Origin of the sequence: Roseateles sp., assembly GCF_049240545.1 — a bacterium.
Taxonomy (GTDB): domain Bacteria; phylum Pseudomonadota; class Gammaproteobacteria; order Burkholderiales; family Burkholderiaceae_C; genus Paucibacter_A.
In genome coordinates, this window is the sequence record NZ_JBMLSK010000280.1 from 1 (window position 1) to 18,684 (window position 18,684).

At 60.7% G+C, this 18,684-nt stretch carries 15 protein-coding genes and 4 tRNA genes; all 19 read right to left on the reverse strand.

Annotated elements, in window-relative coordinates:
* Window positions 1-109: 109 nt before the first annotated feature.
* Window positions 110-185, reverse strand: a tRNA-Ala gene (locus ACOVRJ_RS17820).
* 123 nt (window positions 186-308) lie between these two features.
* Window positions 309-385: transfer RNA gene (locus tag ACOVRJ_RS17825), tRNA-Asp, on the reverse strand.
* Between the two features lie 88 nt (window positions 386-473).
* Window positions 474-549 (reverse strand) — tRNA-Glu (locus ACOVRJ_RS17830).
* Window positions 550-592: 43 nt separating this feature from the next.
* Window positions 593-668 (reverse strand) — tRNA-Ala (locus tag ACOVRJ_RS17835).
* A gap of 128 nt (window positions 669-796) precedes the next feature.
* The gene (gene gltX, locus ACOVRJ_RS17840) at window positions 797-2,230 is read right to left on the reverse strand and encodes a glutamate--tRNA ligase (protein WP_422045177.1); all 1,434 of its coding nucleotides are present in this window, start codon (window positions 2,228-2,230) and stop codon (window positions 797-799) included.
* On the reverse strand, window positions 2,227-3,468 hold the full coding sequence (locus ACOVRJ_RS17845) for an O-succinylhomoserine sulfhydrylase (RefSeq protein WP_422045178.1): 1,242 nt from the start codon (window positions 3,466-3,468) through the stop codon (window positions 2,227-2,229). The genes gltX and ACOVRJ_RS17845 overlap by 4 nt, the downstream gene beginning before the upstream one ends.
* Complete coding sequence (purF, locus tag ACOVRJ_RS17850; RefSeq protein ID WP_422045179.1) at window positions 3,465-4,979, reverse strand: amidophosphoribosyltransferase; 1,515 nt, start codon at window positions 4,977-4,979, stop codon at window positions 3,465-3,467. Before purF ends, ACOVRJ_RS17845 begins: the two co-directional genes overlap by 4 nt.
* 79 nt (window positions 4,980-5,058) lie before the next feature.
* Window positions 5,059-5,553 carry a CvpA family protein gene (locus ACOVRJ_RS17855; RefSeq protein WP_422045180.1) on the reverse strand — a complete coding sequence of 165 codons (495 nt, stop codon included), beginning with the start codon at window positions 5,551-5,553 and terminating at the stop codon, window positions 5,059-5,061.
* 51 nt (window positions 5,554-5,604) lie between these two features.
* Window positions 5,605-6,531 (reverse strand): SPOR domain-containing protein, encoded by a 927-nt coding sequence (locus ACOVRJ_RS17860; protein WP_422045181.1) that lies wholly within the window; start codon window positions 6,529-6,531, stop codon window positions 5,605-5,607.
* Window positions 6,532-6,594: 63 nt separating this feature from the next.
* Window positions 6,595-7,956, reverse strand: a complete 1,362-nt coding sequence (gene folC / locus ACOVRJ_RS17865; protein ID WP_422045182.1) for a bifunctional tetrahydrofolate synthase/dihydrofolate synthase — start codon at window positions 7,954-7,956, stop codon at window positions 6,595-6,597.
* 85 nt (window positions 7,957-8,041) lie between these two features.
* Entirely contained in the window at window positions 8,042-8,914 is an 873-nt protein-coding gene (gene accD / locus ACOVRJ_RS17870; protein WP_422045183.1) for an acetyl-CoA carboxylase, carboxyltransferase subunit beta, read from the reverse strand.
* Between the two features lie 37 nt (window positions 8,915-8,951).
* Window positions 8,952-9,749: a tryptophan synthase subunit alpha gene (gene trpA / locus ACOVRJ_RS17875; RefSeq protein ID WP_422045184.1), complete on the reverse strand. Its 798-nt coding sequence runs from the start codon at window positions 9,747-9,749 to the stop codon at window positions 8,952-8,954.
* Window positions 9,746-11,056: a tryptophan synthase subunit beta gene (gene trpB, locus ACOVRJ_RS17880; protein WP_422045185.1), complete on the reverse strand. Its 1,311-nt coding sequence runs from the start codon at window positions 11,054-11,056 to the stop codon at window positions 9,746-9,748. The genes trpA and trpB overlap by 4 nt, the downstream gene beginning before the upstream one ends.
* 19 nt (window positions 11,057-11,075) lie before the next feature.
* Entirely contained in the window at window positions 11,076-11,738 is a 663-nt protein-coding gene (locus tag ACOVRJ_RS17885) for a phosphoribosylanthranilate isomerase (RefSeq protein ID WP_422045186.1), read from the reverse strand.
* 9 nt (window positions 11,739-11,747) lie between these two features.
* Entirely contained in the window at window positions 11,748-12,557 is an 810-nt protein-coding gene (gene truA, locus ACOVRJ_RS17890; RefSeq protein WP_422045187.1) for a tRNA pseudouridine(38-40) synthase TruA, read from the reverse strand.
* A gap of 90 nt (window positions 12,558-12,647) precedes the next feature.
* Complete coding sequence (locus tag ACOVRJ_RS17895; protein ID WP_422045188.1) at window positions 12,648-15,368, reverse strand: FimV/HubP family polar landmark protein; 2,721 nt, start codon at window positions 15,366-15,368, stop codon at window positions 12,648-12,650.
* A 370-nt stretch (window positions 15,369-15,738) separates the two neighbouring features.
* The gene (asd, locus tag ACOVRJ_RS17900; protein WP_422045189.1) at window positions 15,739-16,869 is read right to left on the reverse strand and encodes an aspartate-semialdehyde dehydrogenase; all 1,131 of its coding nucleotides are present in this window, start codon (window positions 16,867-16,869) and stop codon (window positions 15,739-15,741) included.
* A 101-nt stretch (window positions 16,870-16,970) separates the two neighbouring features.
* On the reverse strand, window positions 16,971-18,062 hold the full coding sequence (gene leuB, locus ACOVRJ_RS17905) for a 3-isopropylmalate dehydrogenase (RefSeq protein ID WP_422045190.1): 1,092 nt from the start codon (window positions 18,060-18,062) through the stop codon (window positions 16,971-16,973).
* 17 nt (window positions 18,063-18,079) lie between these two features.
* On the reverse strand, window positions 18,080-18,684 hold a 605-nt coding region (gene leuD, locus ACOVRJ_RS17910), incomplete at its 5' end, for a 3-isopropylmalate dehydratase small subunit (RefSeq protein ID WP_422045191.1).

Below are 18,684 nucleotides of genomic sequence, written 5' to 3' on the forward strand. Positions count from 1 at the left end.
GTCACCGTGAAAGGGTGGTGTCCTAGGCCTCTAGACGAAGGGGACTAAACCTTCTCTGCAATCGATACTGCCTGATTCGCGCGCCGCCACTTACAAGACAAATTGTAAATGGTGGAGATAAACGGGATCGAACCGTTGACCTCTTGCATGCCATGCAAGCGCTCTCCCAGCTGAGCTATACCCCCGGAATTTCTTAGGGCGCCGCGCTATTCAAGCAACACAACTACATTCAGTATAACACATTAAATTCGCCAACTTTTCAATTAACTACTTTAATGTTTGCTGCAGTCATTACTACAGCAATATGTTGGCGGAGTGGACGGGACTCGAACCCGCGACCCCCGGCGTGACAGGCCGGTATTCTAACCAACTGAACTACCACTCCAAATGATAGAAAACTTGCATACGCAAACTCTCTATCATCGAACAAGTTTTGCAATCACTCAAAAGTGATTACCAAGCCTTGTCAAACTTGGCGTCCCCTAGGGGATTCGAACCCCTGTAGTCACCGTGAAAGGGTGGTGTCCTAGGCCTCTAGACGAAGGGGACTAAACCTTCTACTTTCTTGAACTGCGCGCCGCCAAATAAGATTTGGTGGAGATAAACGGGATCGAACCGTTGACCTCTTGCATGCCATGCAAGCGCTCTCCCAGCTGAGCTATACCCCCAAAACCTTCAACCAAAAACATCTACTCAGCACTTTGTCAATTTGAGCTTTCGCTCGCTTTGACTTGGAAGCTTTGCTACGTTTTTCGTATCGCGCTGTTCAAGCAAGACATAGATTGTAGAACGTTTTTTAGATGGAACGCAAGCGTTTGATCACAATTTCTTTTTCAAACAACTCAAGCACCGCATCCACGCTAGGCGTTTGCACCCGTCCGCAGACCAAAGCGCGCACAGGCATGGCCAAGACCGGCATCTTGATGCCTTGAGCGGTGATCGTTTCTTTGATGGCCGCAGCAATATTGGCTTTGGTCCATTCCGCCATTGCTTCCAGACGATCAGCAAGTCCAGCCAAGGCTGGCTTGACTGCGTCGTTCACATGGCTTGCCAAGTCTTCAGCGCTGGGGCTGACCGGCGCGAAGTACATCACTAACCAGTCGGTCAAAGCGACCGTCGTTGAGCAGCGGTCTTTAAACAAGGCGCACATGGGCAACAAGCGCGAAGACTCAACCTCGATGCCGCGCTGACGCAACTGAGCAGCAACCAGCTCAGCCAAGCGAGCGTCATCGGCCTGCTTGATGTACTGGCTGTTCACCCACTCCAGCTTGGCCGGATCCCATTGGGCCGGGCTCTTGTTGAGATGGGTGCCGTCAAACCAAGACACCAGTTGTTCGCGGCTGAACAACTCATCGTCGCCGTGGCTCCAGCCCAAGCGCGACAAGTAGTTCAGCATGGCCTCTGGCAAGTAGCCCGCTTCTTCATAGGCTGTGACGCTGACTGCGCCGCGGCGCTTCGAGAGCTTCTGACCGTCATCACCCAAGATCACCGGCACATGACCAAACTGAGGCAAAGGCGCGCCCAGCGCATTGAAGATATTGATCTGCCAAGGCGTGTTGTTGACGTGCTCATCGCCCCGGAACACATGGCTGATTTGCATATCCCAATCGTCCACCACCACCGCGAAGTTGTAGGTAGGCACGCCCAAGCTGCCGGCCGGCGCGTCTTCGGCGGCGGGTCGCAAGATGATCAGATCATCGATCTCGCGGTTGTTGATGGTGATGGGGCCCTTCACCAAGTCGTCCCAGGTCACATCGCCCTCGAGCGGATTCTTGAAGCGAACGACCGGCGCAACACCTGAGGGAACGGGCGGCAGCATCTTGCCGGCCTCCGGGCGCCAGCGTCCGTCATAGCGAGTTTTCTCGCCACGTGCGCGCTGCGCCTCGCGCATGTCGTCCAGTTCAGCCGGCGTGGCATAGCAACGATAGGCCTTGCCTTCGGCGATCAGTTGCTCAGCCACCGCGTGATAACGCTCCAAGCGCTGCATCTGGTAGATCGGGCCTTCGTCATAGTCCAGACCCAGCCACTTCATTGAAGCCAAAATTTGTTCCACCGAGTCTTGCGTCGAGCGGGCCACATCGGTGTCTTCAATGCGCAGCACAAACTTGCCGCCGAAATGACGCGCGTAGGCCCAGGAATACAAGGCGGTGCGCGCGGTACCCAGGTGTAAAAAGCCGGTGGGCGAAGGAGCAATTCGCGTGCGAATCGGGAGTGAAGCGTTCTGGCTCATAGCGATTTCAAAGTGGAAAGTCCGCGCAACAAATCGTCGGTGATGTCATCGACATGCTCTAAGCCGACGGACAAGCGAATCAAGCCTTGGCTGATGCCTGCAGCCTGACGCTGGGCTTCGCTGAGGCGACCATGCGAAGTCGTTGCGGGATGGGTGATGATGGATTTGGTATCGCCCAAGTTGGTGGCGATGCTGAGCACGCGAGTGCTGTCAATGATGTGGAAGGCGGCGGCTCGAGCAGCATCGGGAGAGTCTGCGCGCAGCTCAAACGACAGCACCGCCCCACCCTGCCCCGATTGCTGGCGCATTGCCAACTCATGCTGAGGGTGCGAAGGCAAAGAGGGGCAATAGACGCGCGCCACTTCGGGTCGAGCTTCCAACCACTTCGCCACGGCCAAGGCACTTTCGCTCTGGGCGCGCATGCGCAGATTGAGCGTCTCCAAGCCCTTCAAGATGACCCAGGCGTTGAAGGGCGCCAAGACCATGCCCAAGGTGCGCATCACCGGACCGAACACATCTTTAATCAGTGCATTCGACCCGCACAAGGCGCCGGCCATGACCCGGCCTTGGCCGTCCATGAACTTGGTCGCCGAATGCATGACCAAATCGGCGCCCATCTTGGCTGGTTGCTGCAAGGCTGGCGTTGCGTAAGTGTTGTCCACCACCAGCATCGCCCCGGCCGCATGAGCCATATCGGCCAAGGCGCTGATATCGCAAACCTCGGTCAGCGGATTGGTGGGCGTCTCGGCAAAAAACAAGCGGGTGTTCGGCCGAATGGCGTCACGCCATTCCTGCAAATCGGTTTGCGAGACAAAGCTGGTCTCAACCCCAAACTTGCCAAACTCCTTGGCGAACAAATTGATGGTGGAGCCGAACACCGAGCGCGAACAAACCACATGGTCGCCGGCTTTGAGCAAGCCCATGCAGACCAAGAGAATCGCGCTCATGCCGGTCGAGGTCGCAATCGCCGCTTCCGTGCCTTCCATGGCGGCCAAACGAGCCTCCAGACTGCGCACCGTCGGGTTGCTGGTTCGCGAGTAGGTGAAATCCTCGGAGGCCGCAAAACGCCGCGCCGATTCCTCGGCGTTGGGCTGCACAAAAGTGCTGGTCAGGAACAAGGCTTCTGAGTTCTCGCCATGCTGGCTGGGCGCCAGCGCTGTGCGCACCGCCAGCGTCTCTGGACGCAAACCTTCGGGCAATTGAGCGCGTTGCAGGCGGCGCTCTTCGTCGTGACTCATTGACCCTCACCCCCGCTTTGCAGGGCCAGGCGTGTGCGGGCTGGGCCCTCTTCTTCATCGCCCTGAGCGCGGCGCTGAGCTTCCAGCTTGGCGAAGTCTTCAGCCGTGACATCACCGGTCACATAGACGCCGTCAAAGCACGATGCCTCAAAGCCCTGAACCGCGGGCTGCAAGGCAGCGACCACGCGCTTCATCGCATCCACATCTTGGTAAATCAGCGCATCGGCGCCAATGAACTGACGGATTTCTTCGATATTGCGGTTGTGCGCCACCAACTCTTCGCTGGTGGGCATGTCAATGCCGTAGACATTGCGATAGCGCACTGGCGGCGCCGCCGAGGCCAGGTAGACCTTGCGTGCGCCGGCCTCGCGAGCCATTTGCACAATTTCTTTGGAGGTCGTGCCGCGCACGATGGAATCGTCCACCAAGAGCACATTGCGGTTCTTGAACTCCAGGCCGATGGCATTGAGCTTCTGACGCACCGATTTCTTGCGGGCGCCCTGCCCCGGCATGATGAAGGTGCGGCCTACATAGCGGTTCTTCACAAAGCCTTCGCGGTAAGGCTTGCCGATGCGATGGGCCAGTTGCATGGCCGATGGGCGGCTGGACTCAGGAATTGGGATCACCACATCGATATCGCTAGGCGGCATGGTGGAGATCAAGCGCTGCGCCAGGGTCTCACCCATATTGAGACGGGCCTGGTAGACCGAGATACCGTCCATCACCGAATCCGGGCGAGCCAGATAGACAAACTCAAACATGCAAGGATGCAGCGAAGGGTTCTCCGCGCATTGCTGGGTGCTCAAAGCACCGTTCATGTCGATGAACAAAGCTTCACCCGGCGCCACGTCGCGGATCAACTGGAAGCCATTGCCTTCCAAGGCCACGCTCTCGCTGGCCACCATGAATTCGCCGTCTGCCGCCTGGCCGAAGCACAAGGGGCGGATGCCATAGGGGTCACGGAAAGCCAGCAAACCATGGCCGGCAATCAACACGATGACGGCGTAAGACCCCTTGATGCGCTTGTGAACCGCGCTCACCGCCTTGAACACGCCCTCAGCACCCAGAGGCAGATCGCGCGCGGCCAACTCCAACTCATGGGCCAAGACGTTGAGCAGGACTTCAGAGTCACTCTCGGTATTGATGTGCCGGCGATCGATATCGAAGAGCTCTGTCTTCAGGCTCTGAGCATTGGTCAGATTGCCGTTGTGCACCAAAACCAGGCCGAAAGGCGCATTGACGTAAAAAGGCTGCGCCTCTTCTTCGCTATAGGCATTGCCGGCGGTCGGATAGCGCACTTGACCGAGGCCAATGGTGCCCGGCAGAGCGCGCATATTGCGTGTACGGAAGACGTCGCGCACCATGCCACGGGCTTTGTGCATGAAGCACTTATTGCCCTGCATGGTGACGATGCCTGCTGCATCCTGACCGCGGTGCTGCAAGAGCAGCAGCGCGTCATAAATCAACTGGTTGACCGGAGAGCGAGAGATCACGCCGACGATGCCGCACATGGCTATTCCTTGTCTTGTAGAGACGCTAACAAACAGAAAAACAAAATCTTCAAAACCTGGGTGGCTCAGCAGACTGAGCTCAGGCCAAGCCCGGCACCGACTGCAACAACTCCGCCGGCAACAAAGGCCGCAAGGTCTGCAGCACGACTTGCATGAGCGGCACCAGTTGGGAGGCCTGCCAAGCTTGGGACTCTATCGCTGGGGTCATGCCGACGACAAGCACCAAGGCCAAACAGATCAAGAGTCCACGCAAAAAACCAAAACATGCACCCAGCAAGCGATCCACGATGCTCAAAGGCGAGGCATGCAAGAGCGCACGCAACAACTTGGCCCCCAGCCCCCAGATCAACAAGACCGCAACAAACGCAATCACCAAGCCCAGCACATGGGACAGACTGGGACCCAATTTGGCTTGAGGCAGCCAGCTTTCCAGCAAGGGGCTCAAAAGAGGCGACAGCAAATAAGCGACCAACCAGCCAGCCAAGGACAGCAACTCAAAAACCAGCCCTCGCCACAGGCCCAGCAACAAAGAGCTGCCCGTCAAACCGAGCAAGAGCCAGTCGATCCAGTTCACGCGGTCATCGCCCCGTCTTACGCAAAACTTGGCCTCAATGCGCAGAGGCAATCAAAGCGTCAGAACTGAGGTGCTCAAGCCTGCGGCGCGAATGCGCGCTGCTGCCTTTTCCGCTTCATCTCGATTGGCAAATGGCCCGATGCGCACACGAATACGGTCCCCTGCCGGCGTCTTGGCCACTTGGGTGTAAGTCTTGAGTCCCAGCTTTTCGACCTTCAAGCGCACCTCCTGCGCCGCCTTGCTGTCGGCGTAGGCCCCCACTTGAACGACCAGGCGTCCACCGGCATCAGTGGATCGGGCCTCACTGGGTTTCCCGTCCAGCAAAGACTGCACGCGCGCAGCTTCATTGCCGCTGCTCTTGGCATCAGCCTTTGTGTCATGGGACTTGGATCGCTCGGCTGCCTTGTCAGACGCTTTATCAGTAGCTTTGTCTGCGGGCTTGTCCGCTGGCTTCTCAGAAGCTTTGGGCGCCGGCATTGTTGGCTTGGCCTCCGCCTTAACTTCTTGCTTGGGCTCAGCCAATTTAGCGGCAGCTGCCGTCGCCGCCACGGCCTTGCTGGCATCAAGTGCCGGAGCAAAAACCGGAGCCGGAGCCGGAGCTGGAGTAGCCGCCTGTGTCGGCGCCTGCGCAAGCTCAGTCGCGTGCGGCGTTTGCTTGGGCGCCGCTTGGCTTTCGTGCTCTGCCGCAGGAAGCGCGGGCAAGTGCTGAGCGGGTGCGGATGGCAGAGGCGCGGGTACCTTCAAAGCTGCCACATGGTCTTTGCCCGGAATCTCGATAGGCAAGTCCACAGGGATCGGGCGCGGCTGGGTCTCAAACAGGAGCGGGAAGCCAATCACGCCCAGGCCCACCAAGACCGCAGCGCCAATCAAGCGATGGCGTGCACGCAACCGGAGTTGTTGAACCGCATCGACAGAATCGGACACCGATTTGGCAGCCGGCGGAGGCGTTCCGCGCTTGAAAAATGACAGCAGACCCATGGCGTATTGGCAGCGTGAGCCCGTAACAGGCTGAGGTTCTGGCCTCGGATAGAGGCCCGGTTTTCAAGACAGGATCGAAGGGGGTTTGGCGAGTTTGCCGGCCTGCAGACGCGGCACTCCGTTCTTCAGTACACCTCCCACGGTATGGAAGGAACCGAAGACCAGAATTCTATCAGCGGGGTCAGCGCCGGCCGCCGCCGCATTCAATGCCGAGAGTGGATCGCCGTGCTGATGGAGCGTTACTTGTGCGCCAGCTTTCAACTCACCGGCTGCACGCAATTGCTCGAACTGAGCGAGCAAGGCGGCAGCACTCGCAGCACGCGGCAACTCCAGGTCGCAGAAGTGCCACACATCGATGAGAGGCGCCATACGCCGGAAGATGGCCTCAATATCCTTGTCGGCCATCGCTCCGAACACCGCATGGGTGCAGGGGAAGAAGCCCATCTGATCCAGGTTTTGCGCCAAGGCAGCCACGGCGTGCGGGTTGTGCGCCACGTCCAACACCAAGGCTGGCTGACCAGCCAGCACCTGGAAGCGCCCCGGCAACTCCACCATGGCCAAGCCATTGCGCACCGCCTGTGCGCTGATGGGCAAACGCTCGTACAAAGCCTCAAAAACGGCCAAGACGCCGGCGGCATTCAAGAGCTGATTGACACCGCGCAATGCCGGATAGGCCATGCCGCTGAAGCGCCGACTGCGGCCCGACCATTGCCATTGTTGGCGGTCGCCACCGTACGTGAAGTCCACGCCAAGTTGGCGCAAATCGGCACCCAATTCCTTGGCTCGCGCGGCCAAGCTGGCCGGCGGCATCGGGTCGCTGACCACCACCGGGCGGCCTGCACGCATGATGCCGGCCTTCTCGCGGCCGACCGATTCACGGTCGGGGCCCAGGTATTCGGTGTGATCCAGATCGATGCTGGTGATGACGGAGCAATCCGCATCGATGGCATTGACGGCGTCCAAGCGCCCGCCCAAGCCCACCTCCAAGATCACCAGATCCAAGGGCTCGGCCGCCAATCGCAGCATGATGACCAGGGTGGTGAACTCGAAGTAAGACAGCGTCATCTCGCCACGCGCCGCTTCCACCGCCTCAAAGTACGGCAACAACGAGGCCGCCGACACCGGTTCACCACCGACGCGGCAGCGCTCTTGGAAATGCACCAAATGCGGTTTGATGTAGAGGCCCACCCGATAGCCCGCTTGCAAGGCGATGGACTCCAGCATCGCGCAGGTCGAACCCTTGCCATTGGTGCCCGCCACCATCACCACCGGCGTCTCGAACTTCAAACCGAGCCGGTCGCGCAAAGCAATGACGCGGTCCAGCGTCATGTCGATGGTTTTGGGATGCAGTCGCTCGCAGTGGGCGAGCCAAGCGTCCAGGCTTTCCGGGTGCGCGATCTGGGTTTGCAAGCTATCTGAGGACATCGTCGTCATCGATTCACAAAACAGCACGGCCAGACCTTGTGGGCCTGGCCGTTGGGTTTGACAAGCCAAGCGGCTTGAGCGGAAATCAGGCCACCGCGTCGGAGCTCATGCGTTGCAGCATGGCGAGTTGACGAGCAATCTTCTCGCGCAGTTCGCGGCGATCCACAATCATGTCGACCGCGCCCTTCTCCATCAAAAACTCGGCGCGCTGGAAGCCTGGCGGCAACTTTTCGCGCACGGTGTTTTCAATCACGCGCGGGCCGGCAAAACCGATCAGGGCCTTGGGCTCGGCAATCACCACATCGCCGACAAAGGCAAAGCTGGCCGAAACGCCACCCATGGTCGGGTCCGTCAAGACCGAGACATAGGGCAGTTTGGCCTTGGCCAAACGCGTCAGCGCTGCATTGGTCTTGGCCATCTGCATCAAGCTCAAAAGACCTTCTTGCATGCGGGCACCACCGGTGGCGGTGAAGCAAATGAAAGGCGTCTTTTGCTCAATGGCGGTTTCGACGCCGCGCACAAAGCGCTCGCCGACCACCGAACCCATGGAGCCGCCCATGAAGTTGAACTCGAAGCAAGCCGCCACCACCGGCACCGTCATGACCGCGCCGCCAATGACCACCAGCGCATCGGTCTCGCCGGTGTGCTCCAGCGCTTCCTTGAGGCGGTCAGGGTACTTCTTGCTGTCTTTGAACTTCAGAGCATCGACAGGCAGCACCTCTTGGCCGATCTCGAAACGGCCTTCGCCGTCCAGGAACGCGTCCAGACGGGCGCGTGCGCCAATCCGGTGGTGGTGGCTGCACTTGGGGCAGACATTGACGTTTTGCTCCAAGTCGGTCTTGTACAGCACCGTTTCGCAGGATGGGCACTTGATCCACAAACCTTCCGGCACCATGCGGCGCTCGGTGGGGTCGGTTTGCTGCATCTTGGGCGGCAGAAGTTTTTCAAGCCAACTCACAAGCAGACTCCTTTGTCTTTTAAACTGAAGCGACGGGCTATGCGTCTAGCGCAGCCCGAATCTCGCGGATGAACTGAGCACCCGTCTGGGCGACATTATCGCGCGGCTGGACCTCCAGCAACTCAACCAGCCGAGAACCGATCACCACCGCGTCCGAAACATCGGCCACAGCGCGAGCGGTCGCCGCGTCGCGAATGCCAAAACCCACCCCCACCGGCGTGCTCACATGACGCCGAATGCGGGGGATCATCTCGGCCACGGCCGCGGTATTGAGGTGGCCGGCGCCGGTCACACCTTTGAGCGACACGTAGTAGACATAGCCGCTGGCGATCTGGCCGATGCGCTGCATGCGCGCCTCGGAAGACGTGGGCGCCAGCAGGAAGATCGGATCTAGCTCTTGCGCCTTCAACAAGGCTGCAAAGGCTTCGCATTCCTCGGGCGGATAGTCCACCACCAAGACGCCGTCCACACCGGACGCCTTGGCGTCGAGCACGAAGCGTTCGATGCCGTAGCGCTCGATCGGGTTGGCATAGCCCATCAGCACCACGGGCGTGGCTTGATTGCTGCGGCGGAACTCGGCTACGTCAGCCAAGACTCGCGCCAAACCGATGCCGGCTTTGACGGCGCGCTCTGCGGCCCGCTGAATCACCGGGCCATCGGCCATGGGGTCAGAGAAAGGCACGCCCAGCTCGATCACATCGGCACCGGCCTCCGCCATGGCCAACATCAGCGGCACGGTGGTTTCCGGGAAGGGGTCACCCGTGGTCACAAAAGGAATCAGGGCTTTGCGACCTTCAGCGGCCAAACGCGCAAAAGTGGCTTGGATGCGGCTCATGGCTGAACTCCCTTCACCGGCATCGCGACTGGAATGGCAGTTGGAACAGCATCCCCACCCTTCACCGATTGGCCCTTGCAGGACGGCCGGCAGTAGAACTCCGCTTTGGACAGATCGGCCACCGTGCCAATGTCCTTGTCTCCGCGCCCCGATAGGCACACCAGCAAATGCTGATCAGACGGCAGCGTGGGCGCCAGTTTCATCGCATAGGCCACCGCATGGCTGGATTCCAGCGCAGGAATGATGCCCTCGGTGCGACACAGATGATGGAAGGCAGCCAAGGCCTCCGCGTCCGTCACGCCCACATACTCAGCGCGACCGATGTCCTTCAAATACGCGTGCTCAGGACCAACGCCAGGGTAGTCCAGACCGGCAGAGACCGAATGGGTCTCGATGATCTGGCCATGCTCATCCTGCAGCAAATAGGTGCGGTTGCCATGCAGCACGCCCGGGCTGCCGGCCGACAAGGTCGCAGCATGCTTGCCCGACGCAATGCCCTCACCTGCCGCCTCCACGCCAATCAAACGCGTTCCTGCTTGCTCGATATAGGGATAAAAAATCCCCATCGCATTGCTGCCGCCGCCCACGCAGGCGATCACCGCATCCGGTTGACGCCCAATCATGGCGGGCATCTGCTCCAGACATTCGTCGCCAATGATGCGTTGGAAGTCGCGCACCATCATCGGATAAGGGTGCGGGCCGGCCACGGTGCCGATGATGTAGAAGGTCGACTCGACGTTGGTGACCCAGTCGCGCATCGCCTCGTTCAGCGCGTCCTTCAATGTTTTGGAGCCCGACTCCACCGGCACCACGCGCGCGCCCAGCAAATGCATGCGGTAGACATTGGGGCTTTGACGCTTGATGTCTTCGCTGCCCATATAGACCACGCATTCCATGCCGTAGCGGGCGCAGATGGTGGCCGTGGCCACGCCGTGTTGGCCCGCGCCGGTCTCGGCAATGATGCGCTTCTTGCCCATGCGTTTGGCCAGCAAAGCCTGACCAATGGTGTTGTTGATCTTGTGCGCGCCGGTGTGATTCAAGTCTTCGCGCTTCAAGAAGATTTGCGCGCCACCCAGTTCGCGGCTGAGGCGATCGGCGTGATAAACCGGGCTGGGGCGGCCGACGAAATGAGCCAGTTCTTTCTTGAACTCAGCGATGAAGTCGGGGTCTTGGGCGTAATGGGCGTAGGCGGTCTTCAACTCTTCCAGCGCATGCACCAGAGTTTCGGAGACAAAGCTGCCGCCATAGGTTTGGCCCTTGACCGGGCCGAAATGCCCTTGGGCATTGGGTTGCTGATAGGTACTCATAGATTTGTGGGATTCAATCTCAATCTGGCTGATTCACATCCGCCTCGGCCAGCAGCGCATCGGCTTGGCGTACGGCGGCGCAGAACTGACGCATCAGCGTGGCGCACTTGAAGCCTTTGGCCTCGGCTTCCACGCCTGAGCTGACGTCAACGGCCCAAGGCCGCAGCTGAGTGATCCCAGTCAGCACATTTCCGGCATGCAACCCACCAGACAAAACGACTGGAGAGCGCACGTTTCTTGGAATGAGTGACCAATCGAAAACCTTTCCACCGCCGCCATAGCCGTCGACATGGGCGTCGAGCAGGATGGCTTGGGCTGCTGAATACTGTTGCGCGTAGTCTAACAAATCGAAGTCTGCCGTGACTCGGGCCGCCCGAAGATAAGGCCGCCCGACCCGGTTGCAGGCCTCGGGCGATTCATCGCCATGGAACTGCAGCAGCATATTCGGCAGGGCCGCCAAACCCTCGGCCAGTTCCGCGTCGGTGGCATTGACGAACAAACCCACCGGCATCACAAAAGGCGGCAACAAGCGCGCCAACTCGGCGGCACGCGCCGGACTGACATAACGTGGACTCTTGGCGTACATCACAAAGCCGATGGCGTCGGCGCCGGCCTCGACGGCCGCGAGCACATCGGCCTCGCGAGTCAGGCCACAAATCTTGATGCGGGTACGTTGATTCATCACAGCTACTCAGGCGCCTTCGCGGTTCTTGCGGTAACCCGGCAACCAGTCCATGGCTGCGGTATGGGTGGGAATGCCATCTTCGGCGTCGTAATAAGGCCCGGTGAAATAGAGCCCATCCGGCGGAAAGGTGGGTGCCGCAAAACGACGCTCGCCGCGGGCCAGCACCTCGGCAAACCACTCCACTGGTTTGGCGCCACGACCGACCGCGAGGAAGCTGCCCATCAGATTGCGGATCATGTGGTGCAAAAAGGCCGAGCCATCAAAGTCAAAGCGCCAGTAGTCGCCGTACTTTTCAATTTCGATCGTGCGCATGGTCTTCACCGGCGACTTCGCCTGGCATTCCGAGGAACGGAAGGCGCTGAAGTCATGCTCGCCGATCAAGAGCGCAGCGGCTTCACGCATCAAGTCTCCATCGAGCTTGCGGTAGGTCCAGCCCACTGCGCCCGCTTCCATCGAGGGGCGCACCACCGACTCGAGCAAGACATAGCTGTAGCGGCGCCCACGTGCATCGAAGCGGGCATGAAAGTCGGCACGCGGGAACATCGCCCATTGCACCGCAATATCCTTGGGCAAATGGCAGTTGGTGCCGCGCACCCAAGAACTCAGGTCGCGCTCGACCTCGCAATCCAGATGCACAACCTGGTTGAGCCCGTGCACGCCGGTGTCGGTTCGTCCGGCGCAAACCGTTTGAATGGGGCGCGCGGTGAACTGACTCAAGCCTTTTTCCAGCACATCTTGTACCGTCTGCCGATCAGCCTGGCTTTGCCAGCCGTGATAAGCCCAACCGCGGTAACTGACCCCTAAGGCAACTCGCATCACTTCACTCAAAAAAACGCTTCACAAAGAAAAAGGCGCCCGGCCAAGCCGGGCGCCCTTGATTGTCACGCATCAACTGCGGTCGCGTGATCAGCGCAATTCGTTCAGCATGGCCTGGGCCTTGTCGCGCAAGGGTCCGCCGGCCTTGGAGATCAACTCTTGCAGCACTTCACGCGCACCTTCGGTGTCGCCAATCTGGCGGAACTCGTCGGCCAACTCCAACTGACGCTGCAGCGGATCCCCTTCGTCCTCCATCAGATCGAAGGCATTCTCCAGCGGACTGGGCGCAGCAACTTCAGCCGGCGCTGCTTCGGCAGGTGAGTTGCCTTCATTCAACATGGCGGCAAACTCAGGCGGCAGGTCCAAATCATCCAAAGACTGCGCTTCGGCCGCTGGGATTGGCGCAGGCGTTTCAGGAAGCGCGGGCAAGTCAAGATCAATGGCCGAAAGATCGAAGTCCAAGGCTGCGCCGGTGTCGGCCGGTGGAGGCGATCGCACATCCTCGGACTTGTCGAGATCATCAAGATCAAATTCAAGATCAGGCACCGGCATGGTGGCCTGAGCCGGCGCGGCTTGCGCGGGATCTGACAGGTCGAAGTCCATCGCCAGAGGTGCCTGCTCGACCGTGGTGGCCATGGCCTGCGTTGCTTCCATCGCGGTCGGTGAAGCGGGTGCTGGCGCTGGCGCAGCAGGCGTGGCCAGATCGAGATCAAGATCCAAATCAAAGCCGCTCATCGGGCTGGTGTCAGCCGCGCCGCTGCTGCGTCCCAAAGGCTCGGTCGCCAGATGGCCCGCGGTATGCGGCATGGTGCTGGCGTCCATCGGTTCGTGCGGCTGCTCACGGCCACCCGCGACCTGGCTGGGCGCACCGCCCGGTTGATACAGCGGATTCTCGGGATCAATCTGCCGACCCAGTTCCTGAGCACGAGCCCAGTCATCACCGCGGCCGTCTGTTTCAGCAAACAATTGGACTGCCAATTGCTCAAAGCCTTTCGAGTCGCGTCGCTTGGCATAAACCTCCAGCAGCTTCAGCCGGATGGCCAGACGCTCAGGTGTCGCACGCAACGCTTCCTTGAGAATCTCTTCCGCCTGCAGGTCACGCCCGTAAGCCAAGTAAACATCGGCCTCCGCCACTGGATCGACATCACCGATCGCATCCAACTGGCTGAGCGAATAGTTCATCGACGAGGCCGCACCCGAGGCATCTCGAGTATCGACCCGCTGCCCGCCGGTGGCGCCAAAGAAGGAATCAGGCTGCAAACGGCTCTCGTGGAAACCAGTATCTGCTTTAGCCCCACCCTGACGGGCGCGCAAACGGTACAGACCAAAGCCACCGGCCACCAAGGCCAAGGCGCCGCCAAGCAGAGCCAGAGGATTGCTCAAGAATTGATCCAGCAAACCGGGTTCCGCCTCTTGCACAGGCGCTGGCAACATCATCGGTGCGGAAGCGGGCTTGGCAGCTGAGGCCGCAGATGCGCTAGCAACAGCCTTTGCTGGAGCGGCTGCCGCGGACGCGACCGAGGCTGGCTTTGAGGCGGGCTCAGCGACCAGGGGTGCTGCGGCAATCACGGGAGCGGTCGGCAACACCGAGGCAGATGCCGGCGCAGGCGCTGCCGGGCTCGCCGTTGGCGCTGAGGCGGCCGGCTTGGCCGCGCTGGAGATCTTCTTGAGTTCCTCCACATTGCGGGTCAACTCGGCCATGCGGGCCGCCGCATCCTTTTTCTCGGTTTCTTTCGACGCCTTGGCGGCCTTGGCATCCACCGCGGCCGCGTTGGCGCTGGCCGCTTTGCTGAGCATCAGCTTGTCGGGTGTTGGCGCCGGTGCGGGCTTGCGATCCTCCACCGCAGCTTCTACCTTGCCTTTGGCTTGACGATCGCTCTGGTCTTTCTCCAGAGTCGGCGCCGCGCTGCTGAGGCGCAGTCGATAAGCGCTGAAGTCGGCGCTTTGCGCGCGAATGATTTCACGGGCTTCTGCCGGGGGCAAAGCAGTCAAGGTCTCAGCCACAGGCACTTGCAGCACCGAACCCGACTTGAGCCGGTTCATATTGCCGCCTAAGAAAGCGTCTGGGTTGTTTCGATACAAACCCACGAGCATTTGGTCCAAAGACACACCGGGCACTTGCGTCTTGCTCGCGATGCGAGACAAGAAATCACCCGGCTTGACCTTGTACTCGGAGCCCGCAGCCCCACTGGCCGCCGAAGACGCAGCCGCTGCGGCAGCAGGAGCCGCGGCTGGCGCACGCGCAGCGGCAGGTTCAGCACGTGGGCGCGGAGCTTCCACAGCTGGGCGGCTGGCCGCAGCAGCCACGGCAGGCGCGGCAGGCGCTGGTACCGGAGTTGGCGCAGCGACAGGTGGAATGGCTTGGCTTTGCGAAGGCGCCGGCGGATTGACAGGCTCAGGCGCCGCCGCCGAGATCACCGGCGACGCGACAACGGCAGGTGGCGCTGTGGCAGGCTTGGGCGAGGCTGGTGGGTCGAACAAGAGCGTGTATTCGCGCACCAAGCGACCGCTGGCCCAAGTCAGCTCCAGGATCACATCAACAAAGGGCTCTTGCACCGCGCGGTCGCTGCTGACTCGCAAAAAGGTGCGGCCATTGCTGCGCGCGACTTGAACTTGAGTGCTGGACAGCACCGAGTTGTATTCGACGCCCGTAGCGCGATAGGACTCCGGCGGCGCAATGCGCACCTTCAGCGTGCCGGATTCTTCTGGGCTCAAGCTGGTGATGTCGATCTCAGCCTTGAGCGTTTCGCCCAGCGCAGACTGAACCGAGAGGCGCCCCAAACCCAGACCCCAGGCTGTGCTGCTGGCCATCGCCAGAACCGCCGCTGCGGCAACCGCGACTTGAGAGCGCCCGAACCTCCGAGCTTTTCGGAAGTTAGTGGGCTGCGAGTCTTGCGTCGCCGAACCCTGGGGTCTAACCCCTGCGCGAATGATTGGTTTCAAGGCGTCCCCCAAAGCAACAAGGCGGGCACCCTTGGGTGTCCGCCTGTTTCGACGATGTTTGTTGTCTGCTCAACAGCGCTCACGATGCCATCCCCATGCGCACTTTCGATTGGAAATCTGAATAGTGGCAAGCATATACGCATAGAAGCTCAGGCAAAGGCTGAAAAGCTCCATAGAGGCCGCTCTGATTCAGCCCGTTACAAGCTTGTCGCTTGCCGGCAACGGGCTGTCAGTGGATTTAACTCGCCAGCAGGATGCGCAACATGCGACGCAGCGGTTCGGCCGCGCCCCACAGCAACTGGTCGCCAATGGTGAAGGCGCCCAGATACTCCGGGCCCATGGCCAGCTTGCGCAGGCGGCCGACGGGGATGGTCATGGTGCCGGTCACAGCCACCGGAGTCAGGTCCTTGATCGTGGCTTCACGCGTGTTCGGCACGACCTTCACCCACTCGTTGTCGGCGGCGATCATGGCCTCGATGTCAGCCAGCGGCACATCCTTCTTCAGCTTAAAAGTCAGGGCCTGGCTGTGGCAGCGCATGGCGCCCACGCGCACGCAGAAACCGTCCACAGGAATGGCGCTGGAGCCGAAGCCCTCGCCGATGCCGAGGATCTTGTTGGTCTCGGCCATGCCCTTCCACTCTTCCTTGGATTGGCCGTTGCCGAGGTCCTTGTCGATCCAGGGGATCAGCGAGCCGCCCAGAGGCACGCCGAAGTTGGCGGTCTCGGCAGCGCTCAAAGAACGCTGGGTGGCGATGACCTGGCGGTCGATCTCGAGGATGGCGCTCTTCGGGTCATCGAGCAGCGCACGCACGGAGGCGTTCAGCGTGCCGTACTGCGTCAGCAACTCGCGCATATGCTGGGCGCCACCACCGCTGGCGGCTTGGTAAGTCTGGGTGCTCATCCACTCGACCAAGCCGGCCTTGTAGAGCGCGCCCACGCCCATCAGCATGCAGGAGACGGTGCAGTTGCCGCCGACCCAGTTCTTGCCACCCTTGGCCAGCGCATCCTTGATGACCGGCATATTGACCGGGTCCAGGATGATGACCGCGTCAGATTCCATGCGCAACGTCGAGGCGGCGTCGATCCAGTGGCCGTTCCAGCCGGCGGCGCGCAGCTTGGCGAAGACCTCGCTGGTGTAGTCGCCGCCCTGGGCGGTGATGATGATTTCGCAGCGCTTGAGCTGCTCGATATCGAAAGCGTTTTGGAGCTTGGTCTCGTTCTTGGCCTGGGCCGGAGCGGCGCCGCCGGCGTTCGAGGTGCTGAAGAACAGCGGCTCGATCAGGTCAAAGTCTTTCTCTGCGCTCATCCGGTCCATCAGGACCGAACCCACCATGCCGCGCCAGCCTACCAATCCAACAAGTGTCGTCATCGCTGTTACCTCTATCGCCCTAAAAAAGAAAAAAGCCTTGGACTTCTTCTTCCCCGGCTTGTATCGCCGGGGGTGTAGGGGCGAGACAAACCGGAGCTGAACTAGCCCTTCATGGTTTTGGTCGTGGTAATCGCTGCAACCACAGCGTCACCCATCTCGCGCGTGCCCACTTTTTGAGTGCCCTCGCTCCAAATGTCTGCGGTACGCAAACCTTGGGACAACACCGAGCCCACAGCCGCTTCGATTCGAGCGGCAGCTTCGGGTTGGTTGAGGGAGAACTTGAGCATCATGGCAGCGGACAGGATTGTAGCCAAAGGATTGGCGATCCCCTTGCCGGCGATGTCCGGCGCACTGCCGTGGCTGGGCTCGTAGAGGCCCTTGTTGTTCTTGTCCAGCGAGGCCGAGGGCAGCATGCCAATCGACCCGGTCAACATGGCCGCCGCATCGGACAAGATGTCGCCAAACATATTGCCGGTCACCATCACGTCGAAGCGCTTAGGCGCCTTGACCAGTTGCATGGCGGCGTTGTCCACATACATATGGTCGAGTTCCACATCGGGATACTCGGCGCCGACCTCGATCATCACGTCCTTCCAGAACTGGAAGGTCTCCAGCACATTGGCCTTGTCGACCGAGGTCACCTTCTTGTTGCGCTTGCGCGCGGCCTGGAAGGCCACATGGGCGATGCGCTCGATCTCCGGGCGCGAGTAGCGCATGGTGTCGAAAGCCTCTTCCGCGCCGGGGAAATGCCCGTCCACCGCGGTACGGCGGCCGCGCGGCTGGCCGAAATAGATGTCGCCGGTCAGCTCGCGGATGATGAGGATGTCCAGGCCAGCCACCAGCTCGGGCTTGAGGCTGGAGGCATGGGTCAGCTGTTCATAGCAGATGGCCGGGCGGAAGTTGGCGAACAGGCCCAGATGCTTGCGCAGGCCCAGGATGGCCTGCTCGGGGCGCAGCGGGCGGTCCAGCTTGTCGTACTTCCAGTCGCCCACGGCACCGAACAGTACCGCATCAGCGGCCATGGCCAGCTTGAGGGTGGACTCGGGCAGCGGGTGGCCGTAGGCATCAAACGCGGCGCCGCCGACCAGGGCGGTTTCCATCTCGAACTTCAGGTCGAGGGCGTTGAGGACCTTGACCGCTTCGGCGACGATTTCGGTGCCGATGCCATCACCGGGGAGGACTGCGATTTTCATGAAGGTTCCAGAGTTCTTTAGGCGTTGACGGCGGTGTGCGCGAGCCAGGGCTTGGTGGCCAGGCGCTCGGCTTCAAAAGCCTTGATCTTGTCGGCATGGCGCAAGGTCAGGCCAATGTCGTCCAAGCCGTTGAGCAAGCAGTACTTGCGGAAGGGCTGCACCTCGAAGGGGATCTCTTCGCCTTGGGGGCGCACGACCACCTGGCGCTCCAGATCCACCGTGAGTTCGTAGCCGGGGAAGGCCGCCACTTCATTGAACAGCAGGTCCACCGTGGCCTCGGGCAAGACGATGGGCAACAGGCCGTTTTTGAAGCAGTTGTTGAAAAAGATGTCGGCAAAGCTGGGCGCGATCACGCAGCGAAAGCCGTATTGGTCAATCGCCCAGGGCGCGTGTTCGCGGCTGGAGCCACAACCGAAGTTCTTGCGGGCCAGCAGCACAGACGCGCCTTTGTAGCGTGGCTGGTTCAGCACGAAGTCAGGGTTGGGTTTGCGCTGGCTTTCGGGCACGCCGGGCTGACCGACATCGAGGTAGCGCCACTCGTCGAACAGGTTGGGGCCAAAGCCGGTCTTGCGGATCGACTTGAGGAACTGCTTGGGGATGATGGCGTCGGTGTCCACGTTGG